Origin of the sequence: Iodobacter fluviatilis, assembly GCF_004194535.1 — a bacterium.
GTDB classification, from domain to species: Bacteria; Pseudomonadota; Gammaproteobacteria; order Burkholderiales; family Chitinibacteraceae; genus Iodobacter; species Iodobacter fluviatilis_A.
The window spans coordinates 1,148,596-1,172,876 of sequence record NZ_CP025781.1; the positions used below are offsets into that span (position 1 = coordinate 1,148,596).

At 46.9% G+C, this 24,281-nt stretch carries 21 protein-coding genes; 17 read left to right on the plus strand and 4 right to left on the minus strand.

Going from position 1 to position 24,281, the window contains the following annotated elements:
- Positions 1-22: 22 nt before the first annotated feature.
- Positions 23-328, minus strand: coding sequence for an ArsR/SmtB family transcription factor (locus C1H71_RS05000; RefSeq protein ID WP_130105590.1), 306 nt, complete (start codon positions 326-328; stop codon positions 23-25).
- Between the two features lie 180 nt (positions 329-508).
- Here C1H71_RS05000 and gpmI point away from each other — a divergent pair, with 180 nt between their 5' ends.
- From gpmI to trpS, 6 genes are all read left to right on the plus strand, one after another.
- A complete protein-coding gene (gene gpmI, locus C1H71_RS05005) occupies positions 509-2,044 on the plus strand; it encodes a 2,3-bisphosphoglycerate-independent phosphoglycerate mutase (protein WP_130105591.1) in 1,536 nt (511 codons plus the stop codon).
- A gap of 1 nt (position 2,045) precedes the next feature.
- Positions 2,046-3,359, plus strand: a complete 1,314-nt coding sequence (locus tag C1H71_RS05010; RefSeq protein ID WP_130105592.1) for a murein hydrolase activator EnvC family protein — start codon at positions 2,046-2,048, stop codon at positions 3,357-3,359.
- Positions 3,360-3,848: 489 nt separating this feature from the next.
- Entirely contained in the window at positions 3,849-5,300 is a 1,452-nt protein-coding gene (locus C1H71_RS05015) for a S41 family peptidase (RefSeq protein WP_130105593.1), read from the plus strand.
- Positions 5,301-5,396: 96 nt separating this feature from the next.
- Positions 5,397-5,795 (plus strand): hypothetical protein, encoded by a 399-nt coding sequence (locus tag C1H71_RS05020; protein WP_130105594.1) that lies wholly within the window; start codon positions 5,397-5,399, stop codon positions 5,793-5,795.
- A gap of 100 nt (positions 5,796-5,895) precedes the next feature.
- A complete protein-coding gene (locus C1H71_RS05025; protein ID WP_130105595.1) occupies positions 5,896-6,684 on the plus strand; it encodes a HesA/MoeB/ThiF family protein in 789 nt (262 codons plus the stop codon).
- A gap of 245 nt (positions 6,685-6,929) precedes the next feature.
- Complete coding sequence (gene trpS, locus C1H71_RS05030) at positions 6,930-7,928, plus strand: tryptophan--tRNA ligase (protein ID WP_130105596.1); 999 nt, start codon at positions 6,930-6,932, stop codon at positions 7,926-7,928.
- Between the two features lie 44 nt (positions 7,929-7,972).
- Here the strand turns inward: trpS and C1H71_RS05035 are convergent, their stop codons facing one another.
- Positions 7,973-8,974, minus strand: coding sequence for a substrate-binding domain-containing protein (locus C1H71_RS05035; RefSeq protein WP_130105597.1), 1,002 nt, complete (start codon positions 8,972-8,974; stop codon positions 7,973-7,975).
- 217 nt (positions 8,975-9,191) lie between these two features.
- On the opposite strand from C1H71_RS05035, the gene C1H71_RS05040 reads away from it, so the two are divergent.
- The 11 genes from C1H71_RS05040 (at position 9,192) to C1H71_RS05080 (ending at position 21,113) form a co-directional block, all read left to right on the plus strand.
- On the plus strand, positions 9,192-11,993 hold the full coding sequence (locus tag C1H71_RS05040; RefSeq protein ID WP_130105598.1) for an ATP-binding protein: 2,802 nt from the start codon (positions 9,192-9,194) through the stop codon (positions 11,991-11,993).
- A gap of 177 nt (positions 11,994-12,170) precedes the next feature.
- Entirely contained in the window at positions 12,171-13,556 is a 1,386-nt protein-coding gene (gene dbpA, locus C1H71_RS05045) for an ATP-dependent RNA helicase DbpA (RefSeq protein ID WP_130105599.1), read from the plus strand.
- A 323-nt stretch (positions 13,557-13,879) separates the two neighbouring features.
- Complete coding sequence (locus C1H71_RS05050; RefSeq protein ID WP_130105600.1) at positions 13,880-15,604, plus strand: DEAD/DEAH box helicase; 1,725 nt, start codon at positions 13,880-13,882, stop codon at positions 15,602-15,604.
- A gap of 502 nt (positions 15,605-16,106) precedes the next feature.
- Positions 16,107-16,817, plus strand: a complete 711-nt coding sequence (rquA, locus tag C1H71_RS05055) for a rhodoquinone biosynthesis methyltransferase RquA (RefSeq protein ID WP_130105601.1) — start codon at positions 16,107-16,109, stop codon at positions 16,815-16,817.
- 332 nt (positions 16,818-17,149) lie between these two features.
- Positions 17,150-17,731 (plus strand): PEP-CTERM sorting domain-containing protein, encoded by a 582-nt coding sequence (locus C1H71_RS05060; protein WP_130105602.1) that lies wholly within the window; start codon positions 17,150-17,152, stop codon positions 17,729-17,731.
- Positions 17,732-18,218: 487 nt separating this feature from the next.
- Positions 18,219-19,295 carry a calcium:proton antiporter gene (locus tag C1H71_RS05065; RefSeq protein WP_130105603.1) on the plus strand — a complete coding sequence of 359 codons (1,077 nt, stop codon included), beginning with the start codon at positions 18,219-18,221 and terminating at the stop codon, positions 19,293-19,295.
- A gap of 265 nt (positions 19,296-19,560) precedes the next feature.
- A complete protein-coding gene (locus tag C1H71_RS20940; protein ID WP_262488438.1) occupies positions 19,561-19,866 on the plus strand; it encodes an inhibitor of vertebrate lysozyme family protein in 306 nt (101 codons plus the stop codon).
- Between the two features lie 256 nt (positions 19,867-20,122).
- Entirely contained in the window at positions 20,123-20,311 is a 189-nt protein-coding gene (locus C1H71_RS05075) for a hypothetical protein (protein ID WP_130105605.1), read from the plus strand.
- A gap of 42 nt (positions 20,312-20,353) precedes the next feature.
- Complete coding sequence (locus C1H71_RS20945; protein WP_223145990.1) at positions 20,354-20,488, plus strand: DsbA family protein; 135 nt, start codon at positions 20,354-20,356, stop codon at positions 20,486-20,488.
- A 43-nt stretch (positions 20,489-20,531) separates the two neighbouring features.
- Positions 20,532-20,681 carry a hypothetical protein gene (locus C1H71_RS20950; RefSeq protein ID WP_223145991.1) on the plus strand — a complete coding sequence of 50 codons (150 nt, stop codon included), beginning with the start codon at positions 20,532-20,534 and terminating at the stop codon, positions 20,679-20,681.
- Between the two features lie 9 nt (positions 20,682-20,690).
- A complete protein-coding gene (locus C1H71_RS05080) occupies positions 20,691-21,113 on the plus strand; it encodes a GNAT family N-acetyltransferase (RefSeq protein WP_223145992.1) in 423 nt (140 codons plus the stop codon).
- Between the two features lie 215 nt (positions 21,114-21,328).
- Here the strand turns inward: C1H71_RS05080 and C1H71_RS05085 are convergent, their stop codons facing one another.
- A complete protein-coding gene (locus C1H71_RS05085; protein WP_130105606.1) occupies positions 21,329-23,284 on the minus strand; it encodes an ABC transporter substrate-binding protein in 1,956 nt (651 codons plus the stop codon).
- 271 nt (positions 23,285-23,555) lie between these two features.
- Positions 23,556-24,227: an MBL fold metallo-hydrolase gene (locus C1H71_RS05090; protein ID WP_308418308.1), complete on the minus strand. Its 672-nt coding sequence runs from the start codon at positions 24,225-24,227 to the stop codon at positions 23,556-23,558.
- Positions 24,228-24,281 lie beyond the last annotated feature (54 nt).

The following is a 24,281-nucleotide window of genomic DNA, read 5'->3' on the forward strand; positions in this document are numbered from 1 at the left end:
ACTTGGTACGCGATGTAAACAGCTAAAAGCCGCAAAACACATTTCTAAGCATCACAATCACTTCAAGAGTACGCAAATCACCAACACGGTAAAAAACCCGATTAGCATCTTTGCGCGTACGCAACACACCTTTTTCCCGCATCAAAGCCAGATGCTGGGAAATATTCGATTGTGTGGTGCCTACTTGCTCCACAATATCTTGCACGCTAACTTCTTTATCCCCTAAAACACAGAGAATTTTTAAGCGCAGCGGGTGCGACATTGCTTTCATTGCACGCGAAGCCTGATCTATGTGGGGGTCGTCCATATGCTCAATGGAATTGGCCATAATCACTATCTGAAAAATAAAAGGTTTAAGGGGATATTCTAATTATATATTGCTGATTAGGGTAGAAATATTGCCAAACGTTATAGAGGCTATTATGCAATGCGTTAGAATACTAGTGATATTTAAAAATTGTTTGCGTAACAAACCTGCGTAAGCAAACATCATAGGGATAAATTCAATATGAGCCAAAACGTGAAACCTGTCTTGTTACTCATTCTAGACGGCTTCGGTTACCGAGAAGAGACAACTGATAACGCCATCGCAGCCGCCAACAAGCCTCATTTAGATCGTTTATTTGCCACCTACCCGTGGACCACAATTAACGCCTCAGAAGAATACGTAGGCCTGCCTAAGGGCCAATTTGGCAACTCTGAAGTAGGTCATCTAAATATTGGCGCTGGGCGCGTGTTGCAGCAAGACATCAGCCGCATTGATTGTGACGTTGCAGATGGCTCCATTGGTCAAAACCCTGTGTTTGCTGAGGCCATTTCGCAAGCCAAGAATAGCAGCAAAACATTGCATATTTTGGGCTTGATTTCTGATGGTGGCGTACATTGTCACGAAGCCCATGTAAATGCTTTGATCACCGCAGCCAGTGATGCTGGTGTTACACAAATCCATGTGCATGCCTTCCTTGATGGCCGAGATACTCCACCACGCAGCGCCGCCGTTTACCTCGCCAAATTACAAGCCGTGTGCGACGCCCACCCAGTTGCGCGGATTGTCTCGGTGACTGGCCGCTACTGGGCGATGGATAGAGATAAGCGTTGGGAGCGCGTAGAACCCGCCTATAAGGTCATGGTGGAAGGTGAAGGCCTATTTCATGCAAACAACGCTGCAGATGCACTGGCCGCTGGTTACGCTCGCGATGAAAACGATGAGTTTATCTCTGCCACCGCTATTGGTGAAAAATCATCGATGCAAGATGGTGATGTGGTGATCTTTATGAATTTCCGCGCCGACCGGGCTCGCCAAATCACCACAGCACTCACCGATGCCAGTTTTGATGGCTTTAAAGCGCGTCAGCCAAAATTTGCCTCATTTAGCACGGCTACCAACTATGGCGCAGCCTATCCAAGCCTGCTTGTCGCCTACAATAAGCCAAAAGTAAAAAATAGCTTTGGTGAATACGTTGCCGCTCAAGGCTTGAAACAACTACGCATCGCCGAAACCGAAAAATACCCACATGTCACTTATTTTTTCTCTGGCGGCGAAGAAAAAGAATTTGCAGGGGAAGACCGCATCTTAGTGCCTTCACCTAAAGTAGCCACTTACGATTTGCAGCCAGAAATGAGCGCACCAGAAGTCACTCGGCAAATTGTGGCAGCCATCGAATCCAAGCAATACTCTGTCATTATCTGTAACTATGCCAATGGCGATATGGTGGGCCACTCAGGTATTTTTGACGCAGCAGTTAAAGCAGTTGAAGCTTTAGACCAGTGTGTTGCACAATGTGTTGACGCCATGCTTGCAGTAGGTGGAGAAATCCTAATCACTGCTGACCATGGCAATTGTGAATTGATGTATGACCATACCGCGCATCAGCCGCATACCCAGCACACCACGGATCAAGTTCCATTTATTTATATTGGCCGGCCAGCAACAATGGCGGCTCGTGGTAGCGGCGCATTACGCGATATTGCACCAACCATGCTGGCCTTAATGGGCCTTAATCAGCCCGAAGAAATGACGGGTAAATCATTGGTGAATTTCTAAATTGCTTAGACCACTACTTCTTTTATTACTTACAAGCGGTGCACTGGCTGCACCTGCTACCCCTGCCGCTCCGCAGCAAGAATCACAGGCTAAGCAGGCCGAGCTAAAAGACTTACGTGGTCAATTGCAAGAGCTTAAAAAAGATCTGGCTGCCAATGAATCCCACCGAAGCGAAGCCAGCGACGCTTTAAAAGATTCAGAAACAGCCATTTCTGACGCCAATCGTGTGCTAAGCAGCATGCAAGAAGAACAAGCCTTAAGCTCAGCCGAAATTAAACGTCTAGAAAATGATATTAGCCATACTCGTAGAGGCATTCAAGCCAGTCAAGTCAGGCTTGGAAAGATCCTCAAGACCCGTTACAAGGCGGGCCAAATTGAAGCTTGGCGCTTACTACTTAATCAACAAGACCCTAATCAAGTCAGCCGCGAGCTCACCTACTACCGCTATATCAGCCGCTCTCAGCTGCAATTGACCAATAAACTAGAAGCGCAGCTGGCCGAACTATCCCAGCTTTCCGAAGAAATTCGCCAAAAAAACGAAGCCTTGCAACAGCTTGCCCAACGCAAAAAGCAGCAAAAAGAAATACTGGTTTCTGAGCAGCAAGAAAAAAAACAAATTGTGAACAGCCTGTCACAAGAAATCAATAGCCAGCGAAATCAAATCCAAAAGCTCGCTGCCGATGAAAAACGCCTAACTGGCCTAGTTGATAAACTCAATGCAATTATTAAACGCCAAGAGCTAGCGCGCGCAAAGCAAGCCGCCGCAGCCAAGCAGCTAGCAGAGAAAAAAGCCAAAGAACGCGCCATCAGAAATGCCACTGCACAGGCTAAAGCCAAAGCCGCTGGCAAACCCGCACCTAAAGCTGAACCAGAACCAGCACCAGAAACCACAACCGCGCTACCTGATGCCAGCCAAGCAGGCCAAGCCTTTGCTTCCCTCAAAGGCAAGCTCAGATTGCCGATTAAGGGCGAGATTATGGGCCGCTTTGGCAGCACCCGGGGTGAAGGCGGGCAATGGAAAGGCGTATTTATCCGCGCCGCCTCCGGCCAGAGCGTGAAGGCCGTTGCCAGCGGGCGTGTGGTGTTTGCCGAATGGCTGCGTGGCTTTGGTAATATGCTGATTGTGGATCACGGCAGTGGATATATGAGTATTTACGCCGCGAATGAGAGCATTCTTAAGCAAGTAGGTGATACGATTAAGGCAGGAGACAGTATTGCCACCAGTGGGAACAGCGGTGGGATGGCTGATTCCGGCTTATACTTTGAACTCAGGCAAAACGGCCGCCCTGTTGACCCACTAGCGTGGGCTGGCTAATGAGTATTAAGCAAATGGGCTTCTCCCGCATAAGTTGCAAAGCCATTGGCCTAGGGTCTGTTGACGTTTCATTCGCCATTGCGCTGAGCCGGAAAACGGCTAGGCACAAGGCATGTGACGAAGGCAATAACGGGTTATTGTCGAGGAGCATAACGCATTGAATGGCCATTTTCCGGCTCAGCCCTTCGGGTTTAGCCCATTTTTGGGACTGCACGGCGTTAAAAATCGCTCATGGTACTCGTACCATATCGCAATTTTCTCCTTGTTCAGCCCCAAAACTGTGCCAAACGCAGCCGTGAATGAAACGTCAATAGACCATAGGAAGTATTTGCTATACCAAATAAGATTATTAAATCAAATCACGATATTGCACCGCATCTAAGGTCATTTTTTTATGCCTTTAGTGCTTTTCGTAGCAAAAAGCATCAAGAACACCCTAAACATTAAGAACAAAACCCATGTCAGTAAGCCTATAACAGGAAAACGCGGATGTCCTCGAGCAGCAAAAAACCAAAGCTCCAAAAGATCGCCTTGCTACTGGCAGGCGCAGGTCTGGGCGTTGCCCTCAGTCTTTCCTTTAATGCCGTCGCCGATAAAGATGCAGGCGGGAACCCTCTGCCCGTTGAAGAGCTACGGGCATTTTCAACGGTGTTTGGCCTGATTAAGCAAAGCTATGTTGAGCCAGTTGAAGATAAAAAGCTGATTACAGAAGCCATCAAAGGCATGGTTTCTGGCCTTGACCCCCACTCAAGCTATCTAGATGCCGATGCATTTAAAGATATGCAAATCCAAACCCAAGGTGAGTTTGGTGGTTTGGGCATAGAAGTCAGCATGGAAGACGGCTTGGTTCGAGTCGTCTCGCCAATCGAAGACACCCCTGCTTACCGCGCAGGCGTAAAAGCCGGTGACTTTATCGCTAAAATCGACGAAACACCTGTGCAAGGCATGTCGCTTAATGATGCCGTGACCAAGATGCGCGGCAAGATCGGTACATCCGTAACGCTCACCATGTTACGCAAAGGCGAAAGCAAGCCAATTGTGCTATCGCTAAAACGAGCGGTGATTAAAGTGCAAAGCGTGAAATCTAAGCTTGCCGAACCTGGCTACGGCTATATCCGTGTGGCGCAATTCCAAGAACACACCACAGAAAACGTCGCCCAAGCCTTAGAAGCGCTTTATAAAGAAAACAAAGCGCCCCTCAAAGGCGTCGTCTTAGATTTGCGTAATGATCCGGGTGGTTTGCTAAACGGTGCAGTGGGTGTATCCGCAGCATTCTTACCTAAAGATACGCTGGTGGTTTACACCGAAGGCCGCACACCGGATTCTAAGATCAAGCTCACCGCTAGCAAGGAAAACTATCTACGCGAAAGTGGTAAAGATGATTACTTTAAAAACACACCAAAAGAAGTCAAAACCGTACCACTGGTCATCTTGGTCAATGGTGGATCGGCTTCTGCTTCAGAAATCGTAGCGGGTGCATTGCAAGATCATAAGCGCGCCATCGTAGTTGGGACTCAGACTTTTGGTAAAGCATCGGTACAAACCATCATGCCGATTGATAACAAAACGGCTCTGAAGCTCACCACCGCACGCTATTTCACCCCGCTAGGCCGCTCGATTCAGTTAAAAGGGATCACTCCGGATATCGAGGTTGAAGAAGCAACCCTCAATGGCAAGGAACAAAGCGCCTTCCGTATTCGTGAAGCTGATTTAGGCCATCGTTTGGATAACCCAAATGAAAAAGACGCAGGTAAAGCGGCATCCGAGCCTAAAGCCGTCATCAAGGCCCAAAAACCTAAAGGAGCTGTAAGCGAAACGGCGGAAGACACCCCACGCGAGCTGGCTTCTAAAAATGACTACCAACTGCAACAAGCGCTAAATATTTTAAAAGTTCAGCAAATTTTACAAAATAAAGCTGTAGCAGCACCCGCTAAGCCGTAGTCATAACGCAAAATATCCATGAGGGGCTTGCCCTTCATGGATGCTTTGGGTGGGCAAGCTTTATCTACCCATGCAAGCTCGCAAAAGCGGAGAATAATGATGAAGCCAGCAGACCCTCTCTCTAGGCAACACGATATTCAATTTTATCCGCGCCCTGCCCAGGCCAACCATGCGTTTCAATTTCTGGCAACGCTAACGGGCATTTCCGTTCAAATCTTTGCCAGCAAACATCGCATCTGTGTGCGCTACCAAATCAAAGAACACACATTACAAAGCATCGAAAATCAGCTCAAAGCGGCAGGCTTTCATTTGGATGAAAGCATCCTAAGCAAAATCAAACGCGCTCTTATTTATTATTGCGAAGATATCGCTCGTAGCAATTTAGAAATCCCCGAGCACAATATTAAAAGCCGCGATGTCTATGTTAAGGTTTGGGATAATCACCCACACGGTGATCACGATGAAACGCCGGAGGAGTTACGGCGGTATTTATAAAACACTCCCACTTAAGCATTGCAATGCACGCGCAAAAAACCATCCCACAACCTCCGTATAATCTCCTTCTTTATTGTGATTTTTAGATATGATCAGCCGAATGCCTCTCCAATCTGTTGCTAACGAAGCGGATCTTAGCGATCAAGATTTACTGCGCTATAGCCGCCATATTTTACTCGATGAAATCGGTATTGAAGGCCAGTTGGCGATCAGCAATTCCCATATTCTGCTGATTGGAGCGGGAGGCTTAGGCTCACCCGCGGCACTGTACCTAGCCTCCGCAGGCGTTGGCACACTCAGTATGGTAGATGACGATCATGTGGAATTATCTAATTTACAACGTCAGATTATCCATAACACAGCCAGCCTTGGGCAGAACAAAGCCTTATCTGCCAGAGTGGCGGCTATCGCAATCAACCCGCAAATAAAAATCAATGCAATCACCACACGCGCCACGGCAGCCGAGCTAGATCAACTCGTGGCAGCGGCCGATATTGTGCTGGATTGCTGCGATAATTTTGCCACTCGCCACGCGGTAAACCGCGCCTGTGTCGTACACAAAGTACCACTGGTTTCAGGCGCAGCGGTACGCTTTGACGGTCAGCTCACCACTTTTGATTCACGCCTCAGTAATGCTCCCTGCTACCACTGTTTGTTTGGGGAAGAAGGCGACACTAGCGATGGCCCATGCGCCACCTTCGGCGTATTTGCCCCTCTGGTAGGGATTATTGGCGCGGCTCAAGCCGCAGAGGCGCTCAAACTACTGGTGGGAATAGGCACGCCGCTGATTGGGCGCTTGCAGCTATTAGATGCTCGGAATATGGCTTGGCGTGAAATGCGCTACAAACAAGATCCTGCCTGCCCAGTTTGTCATCACCACACACAGTAAATGATAATAATTATCAATAAATAGCTTGCTAATATAGACAAGCGGTCTAAAAGCTGCAATAGTAGAGCCCATGAACGCACTTCAACGCCCCCTTATTTCCCAGCCAACGAGCTGGTGCTACCGCCACTATATGTTACTGGCGGCCTAGACTCATTTATTTGAACGATGCCGCCGGTCCAGGCGGCATTGTTGTTTTTACACACCCCATGGGCTCGGCGGCGTAAATCCACACAAGGATCGAGAGCATGACTTCGCATATTATTCTGACTGGCGACCGCACAACTGGCCCATTGCATCTGGGCCACTTTGTTGGCTCATTACAAAACCGCCTCGCATTTCAAGATAAACACACCCAATTTTTAATGCTGGCCGATGCGCAAGCACTCACCGATACCGATCACGATGCAGTACACCGCAATGTATTGGAAGTCGCGCTTGACTACCTAGCAGTTGGCCTTGATCCTGCTAAAAACACCATTTTTATTCAATCGCAAGTTCCTGAGCTATCTGAGCTGACTTACTACTTTATGAATTTGGTAACGGTGGCGCGCTTAGAACGTAACCCTACGGTGAAAGAAGAAATTCGCCAAAAAAACTTCCAGCGTGATATTCCCGCAGGATTTTTAAGCTACCCAGTGAGCCAAGCGGCCGACATTACCGCCTTTAAAGCCACTGCGGTGCCAGTAGGTGCAGATCAAGCGCCGATGATCGAGCAAACCAATGAAATTGTGCGCCGCTTTAATACCCTAGTGGGTAAAGATATTCTGCTAGAAACCCGTGCGATTATCCCGCAAACCGGCCGCCTACCAGGCGCAGATGGCCAAAGCAAAATGAGTAAATCTCAAGGTAATGCGCTGCATTTATCGGCTAGCCCAGATGAAATTAGCCTATACGTTAAAAGCATGTACACCGATGCGAAGCACTTAAGAATTAACGATCCAGGCCAAGTTGAAGGCAACGCCGTCTTTACCTTTCTTGATGCTTTTGAACCTGATATTAGTTTCATTGACGATTTGAAAGCCAAATACCGCAAGGGTGGCTTGGCCGATTCAGTGATCAAGCAGCATTTAGAGGTACGCCTGCAAGAGTTGATCGCGCCGATCCGCACGCGCCGTCTTGAGCTAGCCAAAGATCCTGCCCATGTTATGCAAATCTTAAAAGCAGGCACGATGCATGCGCGCACCATCGCCGCAGCAACTTTGGGCGAAGTAAAATCTGCACTGGAGTTGGACTATTTTAACTAGCAGATTGTCCTCATAAACACAGAGAGGGGCGGCTATCCGCCCCCCTACAAGCTTTGGCCTAGAAAAATTTCATAAGCTAAATCCACCACCTTGTCAGGGTAATGACGGCCCTCTATCCTGCCAATTAAACGCTCAGCAGCCAGCCGGCCAATCGCTTCACGCGGGGTAATTACGCTGGCTAGCTGTGGTGCTAGGGCTAGGCCAATATCGAGGGCATTAAATCCTGCCACGCTGATTTGCTCTGGTACACGAAGCCCCAATGCTTGGCAGGCCAACATCGCCCCCGCAGCAATATCATCATTGGTGCAAAACACCCCATCCAAATCAGGCGCAACTTGCAGCGCATCACGTAATAATTGCCCGCCTAAGGTAAAGCAGGAAGGCTGATCGGTGTGAATCAGAATAGGCTCAAAACCCGCCTTAGCCAGTGCCGCTAAATACCCTGCTTCACGCTGGCGAGTTCTATGGTCTAAACGTGCCGCCAGATAGGCAATCCGCTTGCGCCCTTTAACCAGCATTAAACTCACCATCACTTGCGCCGCGGCGGCATGATTTAAGCCAACCGCCAAATCAATCGGCCGCTCAGGCAGCTCCATAATTTCTACCACGGGAATAGCGGCGATTTCCAACATTCTTAAGGTGCGATCAGTATGCTGCGTTTCAGACAAAATCAGCCCATCGACATTAAACGAAAGTAATTGCTCAATCTGCTGCTCTTCCCGCGCCATGGTATAGCCATAATGACCATAGAGCGCGTGTAATCCAGCTGGCCCAGTTACCGACTCAATACCACGTACTACACTGGAAAAAACCTGATTTGACATCGAAGGTAGTAACACACCTATTGCACGGCTTTTGGCATTCGCCAGCATATCGGGCACACGATTATGGATGTACCCCAGCTCCTCCATTGCCAGTGCAATTTTCTGCGCCGTTGCCACCGCCACTTGCTGCGGCTCACGCAGATAGCGGCTAACGGTCATTTTGGAGGCACCTACTTTATCGGCAACATCTTGCAAAGTAGGTCGCCGAGCTTTGTGATTCATAGGATTCCTAAAACAATTTCTGCAAGGGATTTGTAACAAGGTAAAATCGCTTGGCAGTTTCTTACAAGCTCAATATACGTCCAGTAGCATCAGTATAACCATCTAAAGCATCTCATTTAATTCACACCTATATTGTCTTTACATGTAATTTTAACCTGTACAGCTGATCTATTCTTCGTCTATGTCCGTCTGGCAGTAGATCAATGGGGTATGAAACGTGCGTCTGTTGTTAACGAATCTGCTCCTAGCCTTAGCTTACATAGTGGCAGGCAAGCTTGGCTTACTGATATCACTTCCTCCTGGCTATGCCACGGCCATCTGGCCCGCAGCAGGGATAGCGTTTGCTGCTTGCTTACTATTTGATGGGCGCAAAATTTGGCCGAGCATACTCATTGGCTCTTGGTACGTTAATTCAAGCGTAGGGCCGCAATGGGATCTGGGAATTTTACCCCTTATTATTGCCGCTGCATCGGTCTTACAAGCCATGATTGGCGCCAGATTACTACGCAAATTTGATCCGCACTTTGAAATGGATCAGCCTATACGTATTCTGCAATTTAGTGGCTGTGGGCTCTTGGCTGGCACCATCGCCAGCACTATTGCCAATACCGCCTTATTCTTTAAAGGCTATTTAAGTGGAGGCTTACTTACACAAAACTTATCCACTTGGTGGCTAGGGGATGCACTGGGCATATTAATTTTTACACCGCTCTGTATTGCTCTTTACGACAAACGCCCAGTTTGGAGGGATAGGCGCTGGATGGTGGTGACACCACTTCTCCTCACCTTCTCATCTTTTGTCTTTGTGTATTTATTTCTCAGGAACAGTGAAATAAAACAGATACAAAGCCAGTTTTCTACCGAAGCAATCACGATTAGCCAAGATTTTGAGAAATTAGATGCAGTAAACACCCAAACCCTGCGCAATTTGGCCACCCTCGCCCAGCTGGTTAAACCATTATCCTTGCCGCAGTTTTCTACCTTTGTAAAACAAAGCTATCAAGCCTCTACAAGCTTTCGTACTTTATCTTGGGCCCCCTTATTACGCCATGCTCCCTACGATCACCAATATGAACAGCTGCAACAAACCCTCAATTTAAATAATATAAAAATACACCGTCTAGCCAACTGGCAGCCCAATCCCACAGGGGTTTTACCCTTAACCCTGATCAGCCCACCCAGCCCTTCAGTATTGGGATTAGATTTGCTCTCCGAGCCACGCCGAGCTCAAACAGCAAAGGCCGTTATTACAAGCCATCAAGTAGCCATTAGCCCCAAAATCTTACTTAGTGATGATTTAAAAGGGCCTGGTGGCTTACTCATGATGGCTCCTGTTTTATCTGCAACGGGGGAAGTAGAAAGCATTGTATCCGGTGTTATTGATATTCGGAGCTGGCTTAAACTGATGCAACAACACAAGCAAGTGCAATGGGCAATCCTTGATCTTACCGAGGGGAACGCTGAAGTGGTTTACTCTAATTTTAATAGCCCCTTCCCCTCATTTATAGGCTCAAGCCAACTCGACCCTACCGGCGTTTATTTTCAGCAGCCATTCAAGTTTGCAAATCGGCAATGGCAGCTGATCTTGCATAAACCAACTCATACTTTAGGAGGTAAAACCATCAGTGCTTCCTTAGTGCTGTTATTTTGTATCCTGACCGCCACTGCCGTCATCGGAAATCTCGCCTTAATTTTAAGTGCAGACCGCCGCCGTGTAACGATTGAAGTTGAAAACAAAACCCTTGTTTTGCAGCAAGAAATGATCATACGCAAGCAACAAGAGATACTACTTATTGAAGCCAAACAGCAGGCTGAATCCGCCAATCTAGCCAAGAGCCAGTTTCTAGCCACCATGAGCCACGAAATCCGTACCCCACTTAATGGCGTAATAGGAATGGCACAGCTACTGATGCAAGAAAAAGTAGGCGAGGCAGAACGCCTAAATTACGCACAAACTATCCTTCGCTCCGGCGATAATCTGCTTTCCTTGCTGAATGAAATTTTAGATTTTTCTAAAGTAGAAGCGGGGAAAATGGCATTAGAATCGCTGATTTACCAACCTGCGGAGCTAGTACAAGAAGTTGTCAATTTATTCCGAGAAACAGCCCATCAACGAGATCTACAGTTAGTTTTATCGTTTGATGTACCACGTCATTTTAGCTGCTGGGGTGATCCTTATCGCCTAAGACAAGTCATTAGCAACTTACTAAGCAATGCACTTAAATTTACGACGAAAGGAACCATCACCCTACAGCTCGAGCAATTAGAGAACTCTTTCTTAAAGTTTACGGTAGCAGACACCGGAGATGGAATTGATGAATTACAAATCTCTAAGCTATTTCAAACCTTTAGCCAAGGCGATGGTAGCATCACTCGCCGCTATGGTGGCACAGGCTTAGGCCTTGCCATTTGCCGCAGTCTGATTCAGCTAATGGGGGGCGAAATCGGGGTAAAAAGCCAATTAGGCAAGGGATCACAATTCTGGTTTCAGATTCCTATTGATGAAGTAACAGATTCAGAAAAGCACCATCCCATCCATTACCAAGCATTACCTCCACTACAAAAGACACCACAGATACATCGTATTTTAGTGGTTGAAGATAACCCAATTAATCAAGTCGTGGTGTTAGCCATGCTGGATCGTTTAGGCTATCAAACGGGGCTGGCTCAACACGGGCAAGAAGCTCTCGATGCCATAAAAAGTGCTAGCCAATATGATTTAATTTTAATGGATTGCCAAATGCCCATCATGGATGGTTATGAGGCTAGCTTACTAATCCGTAGCTGGGAGCAACAATTCAAACGCAAACGCATCCCCATTATCGCGCTCACTGCAGATGCCTACCAAGAAGATAAAAACCGCTGCCAAGCAGTAGGCATGGACGATTTCTTAAGTAAACCCCTCTGCATTCATGACTTAGCAGAAACCCTCAAGCGCTGGCTACCACAACGGCTGGCTCGCTCTATTTTAGGGTACTCAGTACTGACTCGGCCTACTAGGCTGAAGACAAGCAAATAATCACGGCATGATGCAAAAATGGCTTAGGAACGCCACCCCATCCTATCCACGGTATCGCAACGTAATATTTATCTATCTAATAACATGGCTGAAAAACCATGTTACTTAGCAGGCGCTGGCTCTAAAGCGCTGCGCCTGCTAGACTACCGCCCCTTTTGGTCTGCGAGATAAGTCATTGTGAATACAACATCTTTTGCCAATCTACCTCTCTCGCCGGCCATGCTGCAAAACTTGGACAGCTTGGGTTACGTTGAGATGACCGAGATCCAAGCGCGCAGCCTGCCGCTGATTCTAGAGCGCCGCGATTTAATCGCCCAAGCCAAAACCGGTAGCGGCAAGACGGCAGCGTTTGGGATTGGCATGTTGCATAAGCTTAACCCTAGCTACTTTGCCATTCAGGGCTTGGTGATTTGCCCCACCCGCGAGCTGGCCGATCAAGTTTCTAAAGAGCTGCGCCGTTTAGCGCGCTTTACCGACAATATTAAAATTCTGACGCTATGTGGTGGCTCGCCAATGGGGCCGCAAATTGCCTCACTAGTACACGGTGCGCACATTATTGTCGGTACACCGGGCCGTATCCGAGACCATTTAGGCCGCGCCTCGATTGATTTATCCACGGTACAAACGCTAGTACTGGACGAAGCCGACCGCATGGTCGACATGGGCTTTTACGATGAAATTGCCGGTATTGTTAGTGCCTGCCCAACGCGCCGCCAAACCCTGCTGTTTTCTGCCACCTATCCCGACAACATTCGTAAAGACAGCGCTAAATTTCTAAAGCTGCCTGCCGAAGTGAAAGTAGAGGCACAACATGCTGATAGTCAAATCGAACAACGCTTCTACCTCGTTGAACACGAGGAACGTAACGCCGCCGTGGCGCAGTTACTCAATCACTACAAACCGGTCTCGACACTGGCCTTCTGCAATACCAAGATCCACTGCCGAGAGCTTGCTGCCGAGCTCCGAGATCAAGGTTTTAGTGCCCTGGCGCTTTACGGCGAGCTAGAGCAACGCGAACGCGACGAGATTCTGGTGCAGTTTTCTAATCAAAGCTGCTCAGTACTGGTTGCTACCGACGTGGCCGCGCGGGGTTTAGATATCCAAAGCCTAGGCGCGGTGATTAACGTTGACGTATCTAAAGACACCGAAGTACATATCCACCGCATTGGTCGTACCGGCCGTGGCCACGATAAAGGCCTAGCCCTCAGTCTTTGCGCCCCGAACGAGAAAAAATGGGTGACCCTGATCGAAGAATACCAAGGCGGCCCAGTGCGTTGGTTTGATTTGAGCACCCTAGAAGCCGAAGCCAGCGGCCCGCTACGCGCCCCTATGGTGACGCTATGCATTATGGGTGGCAAAAAAGACAAACTTCGCCCAGGTGATTTACTTGGCGCTCTGACTGGCGATGCGGGCCTGACTAAAGAGCAGGTCGGAAAAATTAATGTGTATGAGTTTATGACCTATGTGGCGATTGATCGCCGCGTAGCGGATAAAGCATTTAATAGCCTGAGCCAAGGAAATATCAAAGGCCGCAGCTTTAAAATGCGTTTTATCGGCGCTTAATAGGTAAGGGGCACGGCATACCGTGCCCCTACAAATAAACAATAAGCGCTGTGTAATCTGCACTAATTCATGATTGCTTCACACGCCAATGCAAGTACACAGGTATAATCAGGCCGTGGGCGCGTTACCCAGTCTCCGCGCTACACCACCCAGATACGCCATCAAGCTTAAATCCTTTACCTCGCAATGTTTTTTACATGCAAGGCTCAGCAAAAAGTTGCTGAGTGAGCTATCTTGATGCCATATTTGTAAGATCACCTACCCCATCTGCCTTTGACTGGCGCCACTCTTGGCGACAGGCCGATACCTCCTCTGGAGTTTGAATGAGTTTTTCCGCCCTAGGGCTTGCGGACAATATCGTCCGTGCCGTTACTGAACTTGGCTACACCACACCAACCCCTATTCAGCAACAGGCGATTCCTGCCGTGCTATCCGGTGGTGATTTACTTGCTGGCGCACAAACCGGTACGGGTAAAACAGCCGGCTTCACGCTGCCGCTGCTGCATTTACTCAGCACAAAACCTGCCACTGGCAAAAAAATTCGTGCACTGATTCTTACCCCTACGCGTGAATTGGCCGCTCAAGTTGAAGAAAGCGTGCGCGACTATGGCAAATACCTGCCGCTTAAATCCATGATGATGTTTGGTGGCGTGAGTATTAATCCACAAATTAAACAGCTGAAAGGTCAGGTCGATATTCTGGTGGCCACACCAGGCCGTCTGCTCGATCATATGTCGCAAAAGACCGTTGATTTAAGTGCTGTTGAGATTTTGATTCTGGATGAAGCAGACCGCATGCTCGACATGGGGTTTATCCGTGATATCAAAAAAGTGCTTGCTCTATTGCCAGCCAAACGCCAAAACTTGCTGTTCTCGGCTACTTTTTCTGACGAAATCAAAACACTGGCTGATGGCCTCTTAGATAACCCAGCGCTGATCGAAGTGGCTCGCCGCAACGCGACCGCCGAAATGATTACGCAAAAGGTCTATTTTGTTGATCGTGAGCGTAAACGTGAGCTACTCACCCAGCTGATTAAAGAAAAAAATTGGTTCCAAGTTTTGGTGTTTACCCGCACCAAACACGGTGCTAATCGCTTAGCCGAACAGCTAAGCAAAGATGGCATTAACTCGCTGGCGATTCACGGCAATAAGAGCCAAGCCGCCCGTACCCGTGCGCTGGCCGAATTTAAATCTGGCACGCTGCAAGTGCTGTGCGCTACCGATATCGCCGCTCGCGGTATTGATATCGAAGAATTGCCGCATGTGGTGAACTTTGAGCTACCTAACGTCGCCGAAGATTATGTACACCGTATTGGCCGCACTGGCCGTGCTGGCTCCGAAGGTGAAGCGATTTCCTTGGTTTGTGTCGATGAGCACAAGCTATTAAACGATATCGAACGACTGATCAAACGCGATATCACCCGCGAAAGCGTAGAAGGTTTTGCGGTTGACCCAAGCATCAAAGCCGAGCCGATTTTAAATGGTCGCAATGGTGCAGCGCGCAATAGCAATCGTGATCCACGTAACCCAAATAGTGGCCGTCCTCCACGTGGGCACAATCGCACAAACACTGCCCCAGCTGCGGCAGCGGGTGATGCACCGCGTCCACCACGTAGCAATCCACGTGCTGGCGAAGATAGCCGCCGCCCAGCAGCGCGCCCAACTAGCCGTTTCAATCCTGACGCACGCCCTAGCCCAGAAGGCCGTTTCAATAATAATCCACGCGGTGAAACGCCTTCTTCCGCAGCACCACGCCCTGCTGGTGAAGGTCGCTTCAATAACAATCCACGTGGCGAAGCACGCAGCCCATCGGCAACGCGCCCAGCAGCAGATGGCCGTAGCAATCCACGCACTGGCAGTGATCAGCCACAAGGCCGTGCACCGCAAGAGCGCAATTATGCCGATCGTGGCGCGCGCAGCGATACCCGCAGCGCAGCACCGCGTACCCCAACTAAGCCGCGTGGCGATCAACAGCCATTAAGCAATGAAAACACCCCAGTAGCCGCCTTATTTGCCCCGATCAAACGATCGGGCGGTCGCCACCACTAAGCAGCGGCACGGCATGCCGTGCTGCAGCAGTAGCCCCAAACGGCGCTCTAAGCGCCGTTTTTTATATGTGCTCAGCAGGCTTATAAATAGTAATTACTCACAAACCAGCACGCTCCCTTCCTGCCTTATCCATTAATTAAACCCCGATAAATCGCCGCTCCCCTCATAAACCCTAGCAGCCTGTCGGACTTAGACGGTCGAAGCGAAAAATCGCATGGTCGAGACCAGATTTTGCCGGATTTGCAGCGCCAATAACGAGTTATTGGTCAAAAATCTGTTGAAATATGGGCCGACCAGGTGATTTTGCAGCTGACTGATGCTAAGTCCGACAGTCTGCTAAGGTCTGTTGACGTTTCATCCGCCATTAAAAATACAACTCTCTTAGCAATACTCATCTAGAAGCGGCCCACCTAAGCCTAAATAGCTAGATATTGGCCCAGCTCAAGGCATGCTGCCGCCCCTCAGATTAAGCTAAAGAAAATCCCCTAGAAAGCGTGCCACCATGACACAAAATCACCCCAAACTACCTGCAGACCCTTACTACGAAGGGGTTCCTGGTTATATGACCGATGTTTACGACTGGGCCTATGTCAACCCCAAACGCGTTAATCAACTTGACCATAATATGGTGGTTAAAGTGCTGCTATTTGGGAATGACCAGCGCCTGATGCGCGCCTATCTGAATGAAATTGAACCAGGTATGAAGGTGTGGCAGGTGGCGCATGTTTATGGCGACCTTGTACGTAAAGTCGCTCAAAAAGTAGGGCAGGAGGGTGAATTTCATTTATGCGATATTACCCCAGCACAAATTGAGCACGCACAAGCCAAATTAGCGTTATATCCATGGGCCAAAGTAATCCGCAGTGACGCCGCCACCTATCAAAGCGCGCAATCTTTTGATCTTATTTGCAGCTTCTTTTTATTACATGAAGTACCTGATGACAAAAAATGTAGCATCGTTGACCATATGCTCAGCGCAATGCCTGATGGGGGTAAAGTATTGTTTGTTGATTACCATCGCCCATCGCTCTGGCAGCCAATCCGCTGGATATTAAAGTGGGTAAACGCCAAGCTAGAGCCCTTTGCCGAAGCGTTATGGACTAATGAAATTAGTCATTACGCCAGCCACGCAGATCAATATCATTGGCAAAAACGCACGATATTTGGTGGGGTCTACCAGATAGTAACCGTCACTCGAATGCCGCAACCTTAAGCCGACAGCTCATCGGACGCTTAGGATCTGTTGATGTTTGATACGCACACAGAGCCATAATCAACCCAATACAAACCATAACGAGCATAAAACACAACCTAGCGAGCCGAAGGGTCTGTATTGTTGTTGCTAAACAATAGCAGCCAACACTTATCGATCACTCCCCCTCTGCGCACAAAGATAAAAACTCATCAGCTGCGTGGGTAGCTGCTGAGCAACCCAAATCAAACAAACACCAAACTTACAACAAATGAAACATATGTTTTGACACCAGCAAGGAACAAGACAGAAAATACTTGGATTCAGTGATTTTCTATCTATAGGAAAAGTTCATGCTGCACACAAAACTATTGTTCTCTAGTGCTATTTTCGCTTTAAGTACTTTTGCAAATGCCACCGTGATCGATTTCAATCATTTAGCTCACAACGATACTTTTCAAACTTTCAATAGCATCAAAACCAATGGCTTTGTCATTAAAAATGACAGCCAAGGCAGTGATCGTCTAGGGATTTGGGGTAAAAACGATGAGTTTCAGGCCGATAAAGGCCACGCTGCCGTCTTTGTAAACTACAGCGGTAGCAAAACCAGTCTTGAGCAAGCTAATAAATCATTCTTTAATTTTAAATCCATTGACATTGGCGATGTGTTTAATCAAGGGGATTCAGCCTCTATTCAATTTAGCTTTTTTAATGGGCAGAGCACATCATTTGAAACCGTCATTCTTGATCGACTCAAGGGTCTGCAAACCTTTGTTTTTAATAAAAATAATATCACCAAAGTCTCTTGGGTAGGCTCTAACAGCCAATTTGATAACATTAATATAAGTACGCCAGTCCCAGAGCCAGAAACATATGCTCTGATCGGCCTAGGCTTAACCGGCTTATGGATTGCACGCCGCCGTAAGCAATCATAATTTAGTAAAGCTTCTCGCTATTCGCTCTTGCCATATAAGAACCACGCTATGATCAAGGCGGTTTTTATATGGCATTTATGTTAATTGAATACGCCCATTGCAGCACTTATTCGCCAGCGGCTCTCAACACTCGCCACAATCCAGATCATCATTTACAAAAAAACTGCGCTAGTGAACTTTTTATTGCCCAGCTACTCAAATTAATGCACAGTTGTTTGCGTTATTCTCCATATATTAATATGGCATTCACCCTGCAATACACATTCCCAATGTAAGCAATAGCGTCTGATTTGCACAAACTAGCAAATCATCTCATATAAAACTAAGCGCTTTTCTTTGCTGCATCTTGGTCTGTTTTCACTGTGTACAGAGCTATGATGCTCTGTGTTCAATGCGGCATATCTGTACGTATATTGCCAAACTCGCGATAAATCACTGTCCTTACACTGGAGCATATTATGTTGAATCTTTTTTCTCTGGCGCCACAATGAAAGTAACACTCCCTATCTGGACAATTGCCGCCCCGATTATCGCTTGGCTACTCTACCTCACCCCTTTGCAAAGCTTGGGCAGCGTCTACCTTGGCTTATTAACCTTGGCCTTGTTTGGCGGCGTATTAGCTGCTGTACACCATGCCGAAGTCATTGCCCATCGAGTTGGCGAGCCTTATGGCACCTTGGTGCTGGCTGTAGCCGTTACGATTATTGAAGTGGCTTTGATTGTTTCATTAATGATAGCTGGTGGGCCAGAAACCACGGCTTTGGCTAGAGATACCGTTTTTGCTGCAGTGATGATTATTCTGAATGGAATAGTCGGTATGTGCTTATTGGTGGGCGGTTTACGCTACAAAGAGCAAAGCTTTAGCTTAGATGGTGCCAGCGCATCGCTCACCACCTTGGCGGCCATTGCTGTGCTCACCCTGATTTTGCCTAACTACACCACCAGTGCGCCTGGCCCTGTGTATACATCCAGCCAGCTGATCTTTATTGCCGTAGTCACCTTAGTGCTGTACGGCACCTTTGTGCTAGTGCAAACCGTGCGCCACCGTGATTATTTTTTACCTAACCATGCGATTGAGGACGAAGAAATTCATGCCGAGCCGCCTACGCTTAGCACCACCTCAATCAGCGCTTTTTTACTCTTAGTTTGCCTTGCCGCCGTTGTGCTTTTAGCCAAAGCACTTGCACCCAGTATTGAGTTAGGTGTTGCCAATATGGGGGCGCCTAAAGCCGTGGTTGGCGTTATTATTGCTGCTGTAGTGCTCTTGCCAGAAGCAATTGCAGCCTTCCATGCTGCGCGTGCTAACCGCCTGCAAACCAGCTTAAACTTAGCCCTAGGCTCTGCGCTAGCCAGTATCGGTTTAACAATTCCAACCGTTGCCGTACTTTCACTTAGCAGCGGCCTAACCTTAACCCTAGGCCTAGATATCAAGTCATCCGTACTACTGATGCTATCGCTCTTTATCACGATGCTATCGCTAAAAACCGGTAAAACCACCGTATTACAAGGCGTGGTGCTCTTAGTTATTTTTGCCGTCTATTTATTCACTACCATCATCCCATAAATCAATACACGGTCTATGCAGCCCATGATTCAATGGCCCGCATAGACCATCACAGCGGGAAATAATGCAACGGATTAAGTAAGTTTCAATCTACGCCAGCATCATTGCGACACTCTTTTTACCACTGAATGCACAGGCTAAAAACGGGAGCAGTGCAAAGGCCATAGCCTGCATAGACAGCACACAATGCGCCTATTTTTATGACGTTTATCTTGCAGATAAAACACTACGCCAGCAGCTCAATCTTGCCTTTACCACATCCAAAATAAAGCCACCGCGTTGGCTAGGTAAAGGGACTTCCACCCCGATGATCCCTATTGTCTTAGGACAAATACACTACCTAGCAGGATCGGTTTGCGAACCACATAACTGTGGGCATTCCGTCCATGTACTTTACGCACCAGCGCAAAAACGCGCAGTGGCTCACTACCAAACTGAAAATGGTCCAGCTCAATGGCTAGGAGCACCTAATCCGGCAGAACAAAAACTACTCAGCGAGCTTGAGACCGCAAATAGCCCACTACAAATCAAGCTAGATAGCCACCCCAAGCTACCTATCATCGTGGACTAAGCAGTATGCAGATGATATAAAATCTGCACATCAATAGCGTAGACGAAACCCAATATATTTTGCGATAGAAGCCCAAGCAATCTGTGGGTTTCATCTTTGCTAAACAGCCTTTAATATCTACACTGCACTCCGTATTTAGATCACAAATACCTAACCCCACCTCTGCCCTGCTATTCATAACATCATTTGCAAGATAATGAAAAAACACCGTAATATGGCACTCACATATTACTGACCAGCCGCCAAAGGAAAACAAATGGGCCGTATTATTACCCTCATTATCCTAATTGGCGCACTCTCTGCCGCTTGGAGGCATTATCAGCGCCCCAGCCAATCCAGTGACAGCTATAGCAGCCAACAAATTAATCAATTATCCAGTACGGTCAAACCAAATGAAGTGGTAATGTATTCCACCACAGAGTGCGTTTATTGTGTGGAAGCTTAATATTGGCTCAAGCAAAACAACTTTGCCTTTACCGAATGCAATATGAGCATTGAAGAGCACTGCCAACAAGAATTTAATAGCTACGGTGCAATCGGTACGCCATTTCTGATTGTGCGCGGCCACCAAATGAAAGATGGCTTTGATTCAGATGAATTTTTACAGGCATTGAGTATTTAATTTAAATGCTCAATATTTATTCTTTATGCACTGCGTAAATACCATGACAATCAAGCCCATCCTGCTTGATTTTCCCGATCACTTTGAATCAAAACGGCTTATTATTCGCAGCCCACGTGCAGGCGATGGCGTAGCTATGCACCAAGCCAAGTTAGAATCAATTACAGAGCTGCGCCGCTATCCCGCCTCTTAGCCTTGGGCCATGCACGAATTAGACCCCGCTGATGCAGAAATATACTGCCGAAAAAGCCAAGCCGAATTTATTGATCGAACTAATTTAACCATGTTGCTATTTTTAAAAGAAACGGGGCAGTTTATTGGTGCATCAGGATTAACAAGAATGGACTGGGATACCCAAAAATTTGAAATTGGCTATTGGTGCCGAACTTCACTCCACGGCCACGGCTTAATCACCGAAGCCGTCAACGCCATTAGCGAATTCGCTTTTAAGTATTTAAACGCCAAACGCTTAGAAATATTTTCTGACGATTTAAATACCGCCAGCTGGCGCGTAGCAGAAAAATCTGGGGTTCAGCTTGAAGGATTGCTAAAAAACGAACGGAAAGATCCGGATGGCACGCTGCGCAATACACGAGTTTATGCAAAAATAGCTGCAAGATATTGAGGGAGCAATTCAACCGTAGCGGCGATTTCAAAGAAAATATAGCCCGGATAAAGAAATACTGCTATTTTTTTCTATCCTAAAAAATATTTGGCCAATTTATTTTTAACTTCATTAAATTAATAAAAAACAAATTGATAGTAATACATAAGCACTATGCAGCTAAAGATGGCATTCAAGAGGTTAAGCAAGCACAATAAAATTGTACATGATAGCTTTCAAGTGGGTGTAGTAAAAACACTAACCTTATTACCCCCTAACTCTTTCGCTTGATACATGGCCAAATCCGCATTTTTAATCAACTCGGCTAATTCTTCGCCATGCTCAGGATAAATAGCAATACCGATACAAGATGAAATATCGAGTTGCTTATTTGCCATATTAAAAGGTTGATTCAAAGCTATGCGGATTTTCTCTGCAACCGAATAAGCGTCGTTATCGCTTGCTATTTCAGGCAATAGCACAACAAACTCATCTCCTCCCACTCGGCCAACGCTGTCTGAATCTCTCAGGCAGGCGACCATTCTTTTGGCTGTTTCTTGCAGAAGAAAATCACCCACCGCATGGCCATACTTATCATTAATAGGTTTAAATTTATCCAAATCAATAAACATCAAAGCTAATTTGCTATTATTACGTTTAGCCGCCAATAGCCATTGACTAATCCGCTCAAATAACAATGATCGATTGGGCAAGCTAGTGAGCATATCGTAATGTGCGGCGTGAGCAAGCTTAGTATGAATTTGCTTTCGCTCATTTATATCCTGCAATACCGCAATATAATGGGTTGTTTGGCCATCACAATCTTTGACTGGCGCAATATGGGCTTCTGCACAAGAAGTTTCACCCGTTTTATGGCGAATATTTAATTCGCCACTCCATAAGACTCCTTGCTGCAGTTGCTTCCACATTCGTTTAAATATTACGTAATCCACTATATCGGCCTGCAATATATTACTGGGCTTCCCTAGCACTTCATTGAAAGAGTATCCCGTTTCTTGCGTAAATTTTGGGTTTACATATTGAATGATATTATCAGGCCCAGCAATCAATACCGCCATTGGGCTTTGCTCAATGGCGGTTGAAAACACTTTTAAACGCTGCTCAGCCTGTTTTACTTCGGCAAGACTCACAGCCAAACGTTGATTAAGCCGATAAATATGCAGTGCAATTGCGCCAACCGTGCCCAGTAGAGCAAATACAGCAGCGAGAACGGTATATATCCAGGTTAAATCAACTTTAGGATTGGGATCATATAAAAACCCATCCAAAGGAAAATTAACTGGCAACATGCCAATTTCTGCATAAGTGTCTGCAATATGCCGCCATCGGACAGCATTCATATAACCAATGGTGATTAGATCACTACGCATTAATGCAAGCATTTGACTAAATTCATACTGATAGTGCTCTTTTGAGCGCTGCTGTGGGTATGTATTCAATATGAGTTGAATCGTTTCATCGGGATGAGCCATCGCATATTCCCACCCCCGTAAACTAGCGGCTCGAAACGCCTTTACCCGATCTGGGTACTGCTCAATTTCTGCTTCAGAAGTAAATAGATTATCACCATAGAAATCAATACCTGCAGTACGAGGACTATATATTCGATAACGAAAGCCCGCATTATCCAATAGAAAAGGCTCATAAATGGTATATGCAGTGATTGCATCCACCTTGGCGGCTAACAGTTCATCAGTTTTAAAACTGTGCGGAACGATCTGCAGATGATTCAATGCAATACCTTCACGCTTTAGATAAGCAAAAATTTCAGAGGAAAGTGACTCCACCATAATGTGTTTATTATTTAGATCTTGAATACTTTGTGTTGTACCTTTATCAGGAGTAATCAATACAGAGGAAGAATGCTGAAAAATAGCCGCTAAAACAACCACAGGCTTACCCGCTTTTCTTGCCAGCAGCAAGCTACTGGTACCCACTCCAAAATTCGCCTTACCCGCCAACACCTCATCCAGCACATTAGTGCTGGCCTCAGCTTCTTTAATCTGGACATCTAATCCTGCTTGCTGATAATAACCCTGCTGTTTGGCAACGTAATAGCCTGCAAACTGAAACGCATGCTTCCACTTTAATTGCAGCGTCACTTGTTCTGCAGCCATGACATCATGTAAGTATGAAGCAAAAAACAACAAGATAATTAGTAAATTTCTCATAAGATATTTATTAATGAAGCCTTCATATTTTTTCAAAATAAATAAGTATTACCAGCTAAACCATAGCTGAAATCTAGGTATTTTTCTCTAGCTTGCTTAAATTTAATACATACCTAGTCGATAAAAATACCGAGACTACCGGATTGGAAGCGCAGAGTAATACAGAGCAAAAGGCGAAAAAAAAGCCCGTCGCTACGGGCCAAATAAAAAGAAAATTTACTAAAAAACATCGTATAGAAGCAGAGTCATATCAGCACATTACTCAAGGCAGCTAAAGGCTGCTATTTACCTCGCTCACTAAGCACATTCCATCAAAGCCCACCACCATGCCGGCTGGTAATTCTTGCGAGAGCACGTGGTATTCTAGCTCGTGCGTCATATGAATCATCACGGTTTGCTTGGCCCCTATTTGCTTGGCCGCTGCGATGGCTTGATCTACGGAAAAATGCGTAGGATGTGGCACACGACGTAGGCAATCGAGTAGCACAACATCTAAGCCCTGAAGCTTAGCAAGGCTCTCTGCGGGGATTTCTGATACATCTGTTAAATAGGCTACTTTGCCGATGCGGTAGCCAAGAATCGGCCATTTGCCGTGCATCAGCGGAATAGGCTCGATGGCAATCCCAGCAAATTCAAAGGTGCTATCGCCAACAGGATGTAGCGTTAATACCGGCTTATCCCAAAAATTATTTGGTGGAAATAACGTGTAAGGGAAACGCTGGCGAATATGCTCAAGCATAAATTCATTGCCAAATACAGGAATAGGCGCTTTTTGCAGCCAGCAAAATGCACGTAAATCGTCGATCCCATTAAGGTGATCGGCATGCGGATGGGTATAAAGCACCGCATCCACGTGCAGTAATTGCTCACGCAGGGCTTGATAACGTAAATCGGGGCCAGTATCTATAAGAAATGTTTTGCCCCAACCCGTAGTACCGATGATGCGCGACTACGGCTATTTTTAGAATCGCTAGAGGTGCAGGTTGGGCAAGAGCAG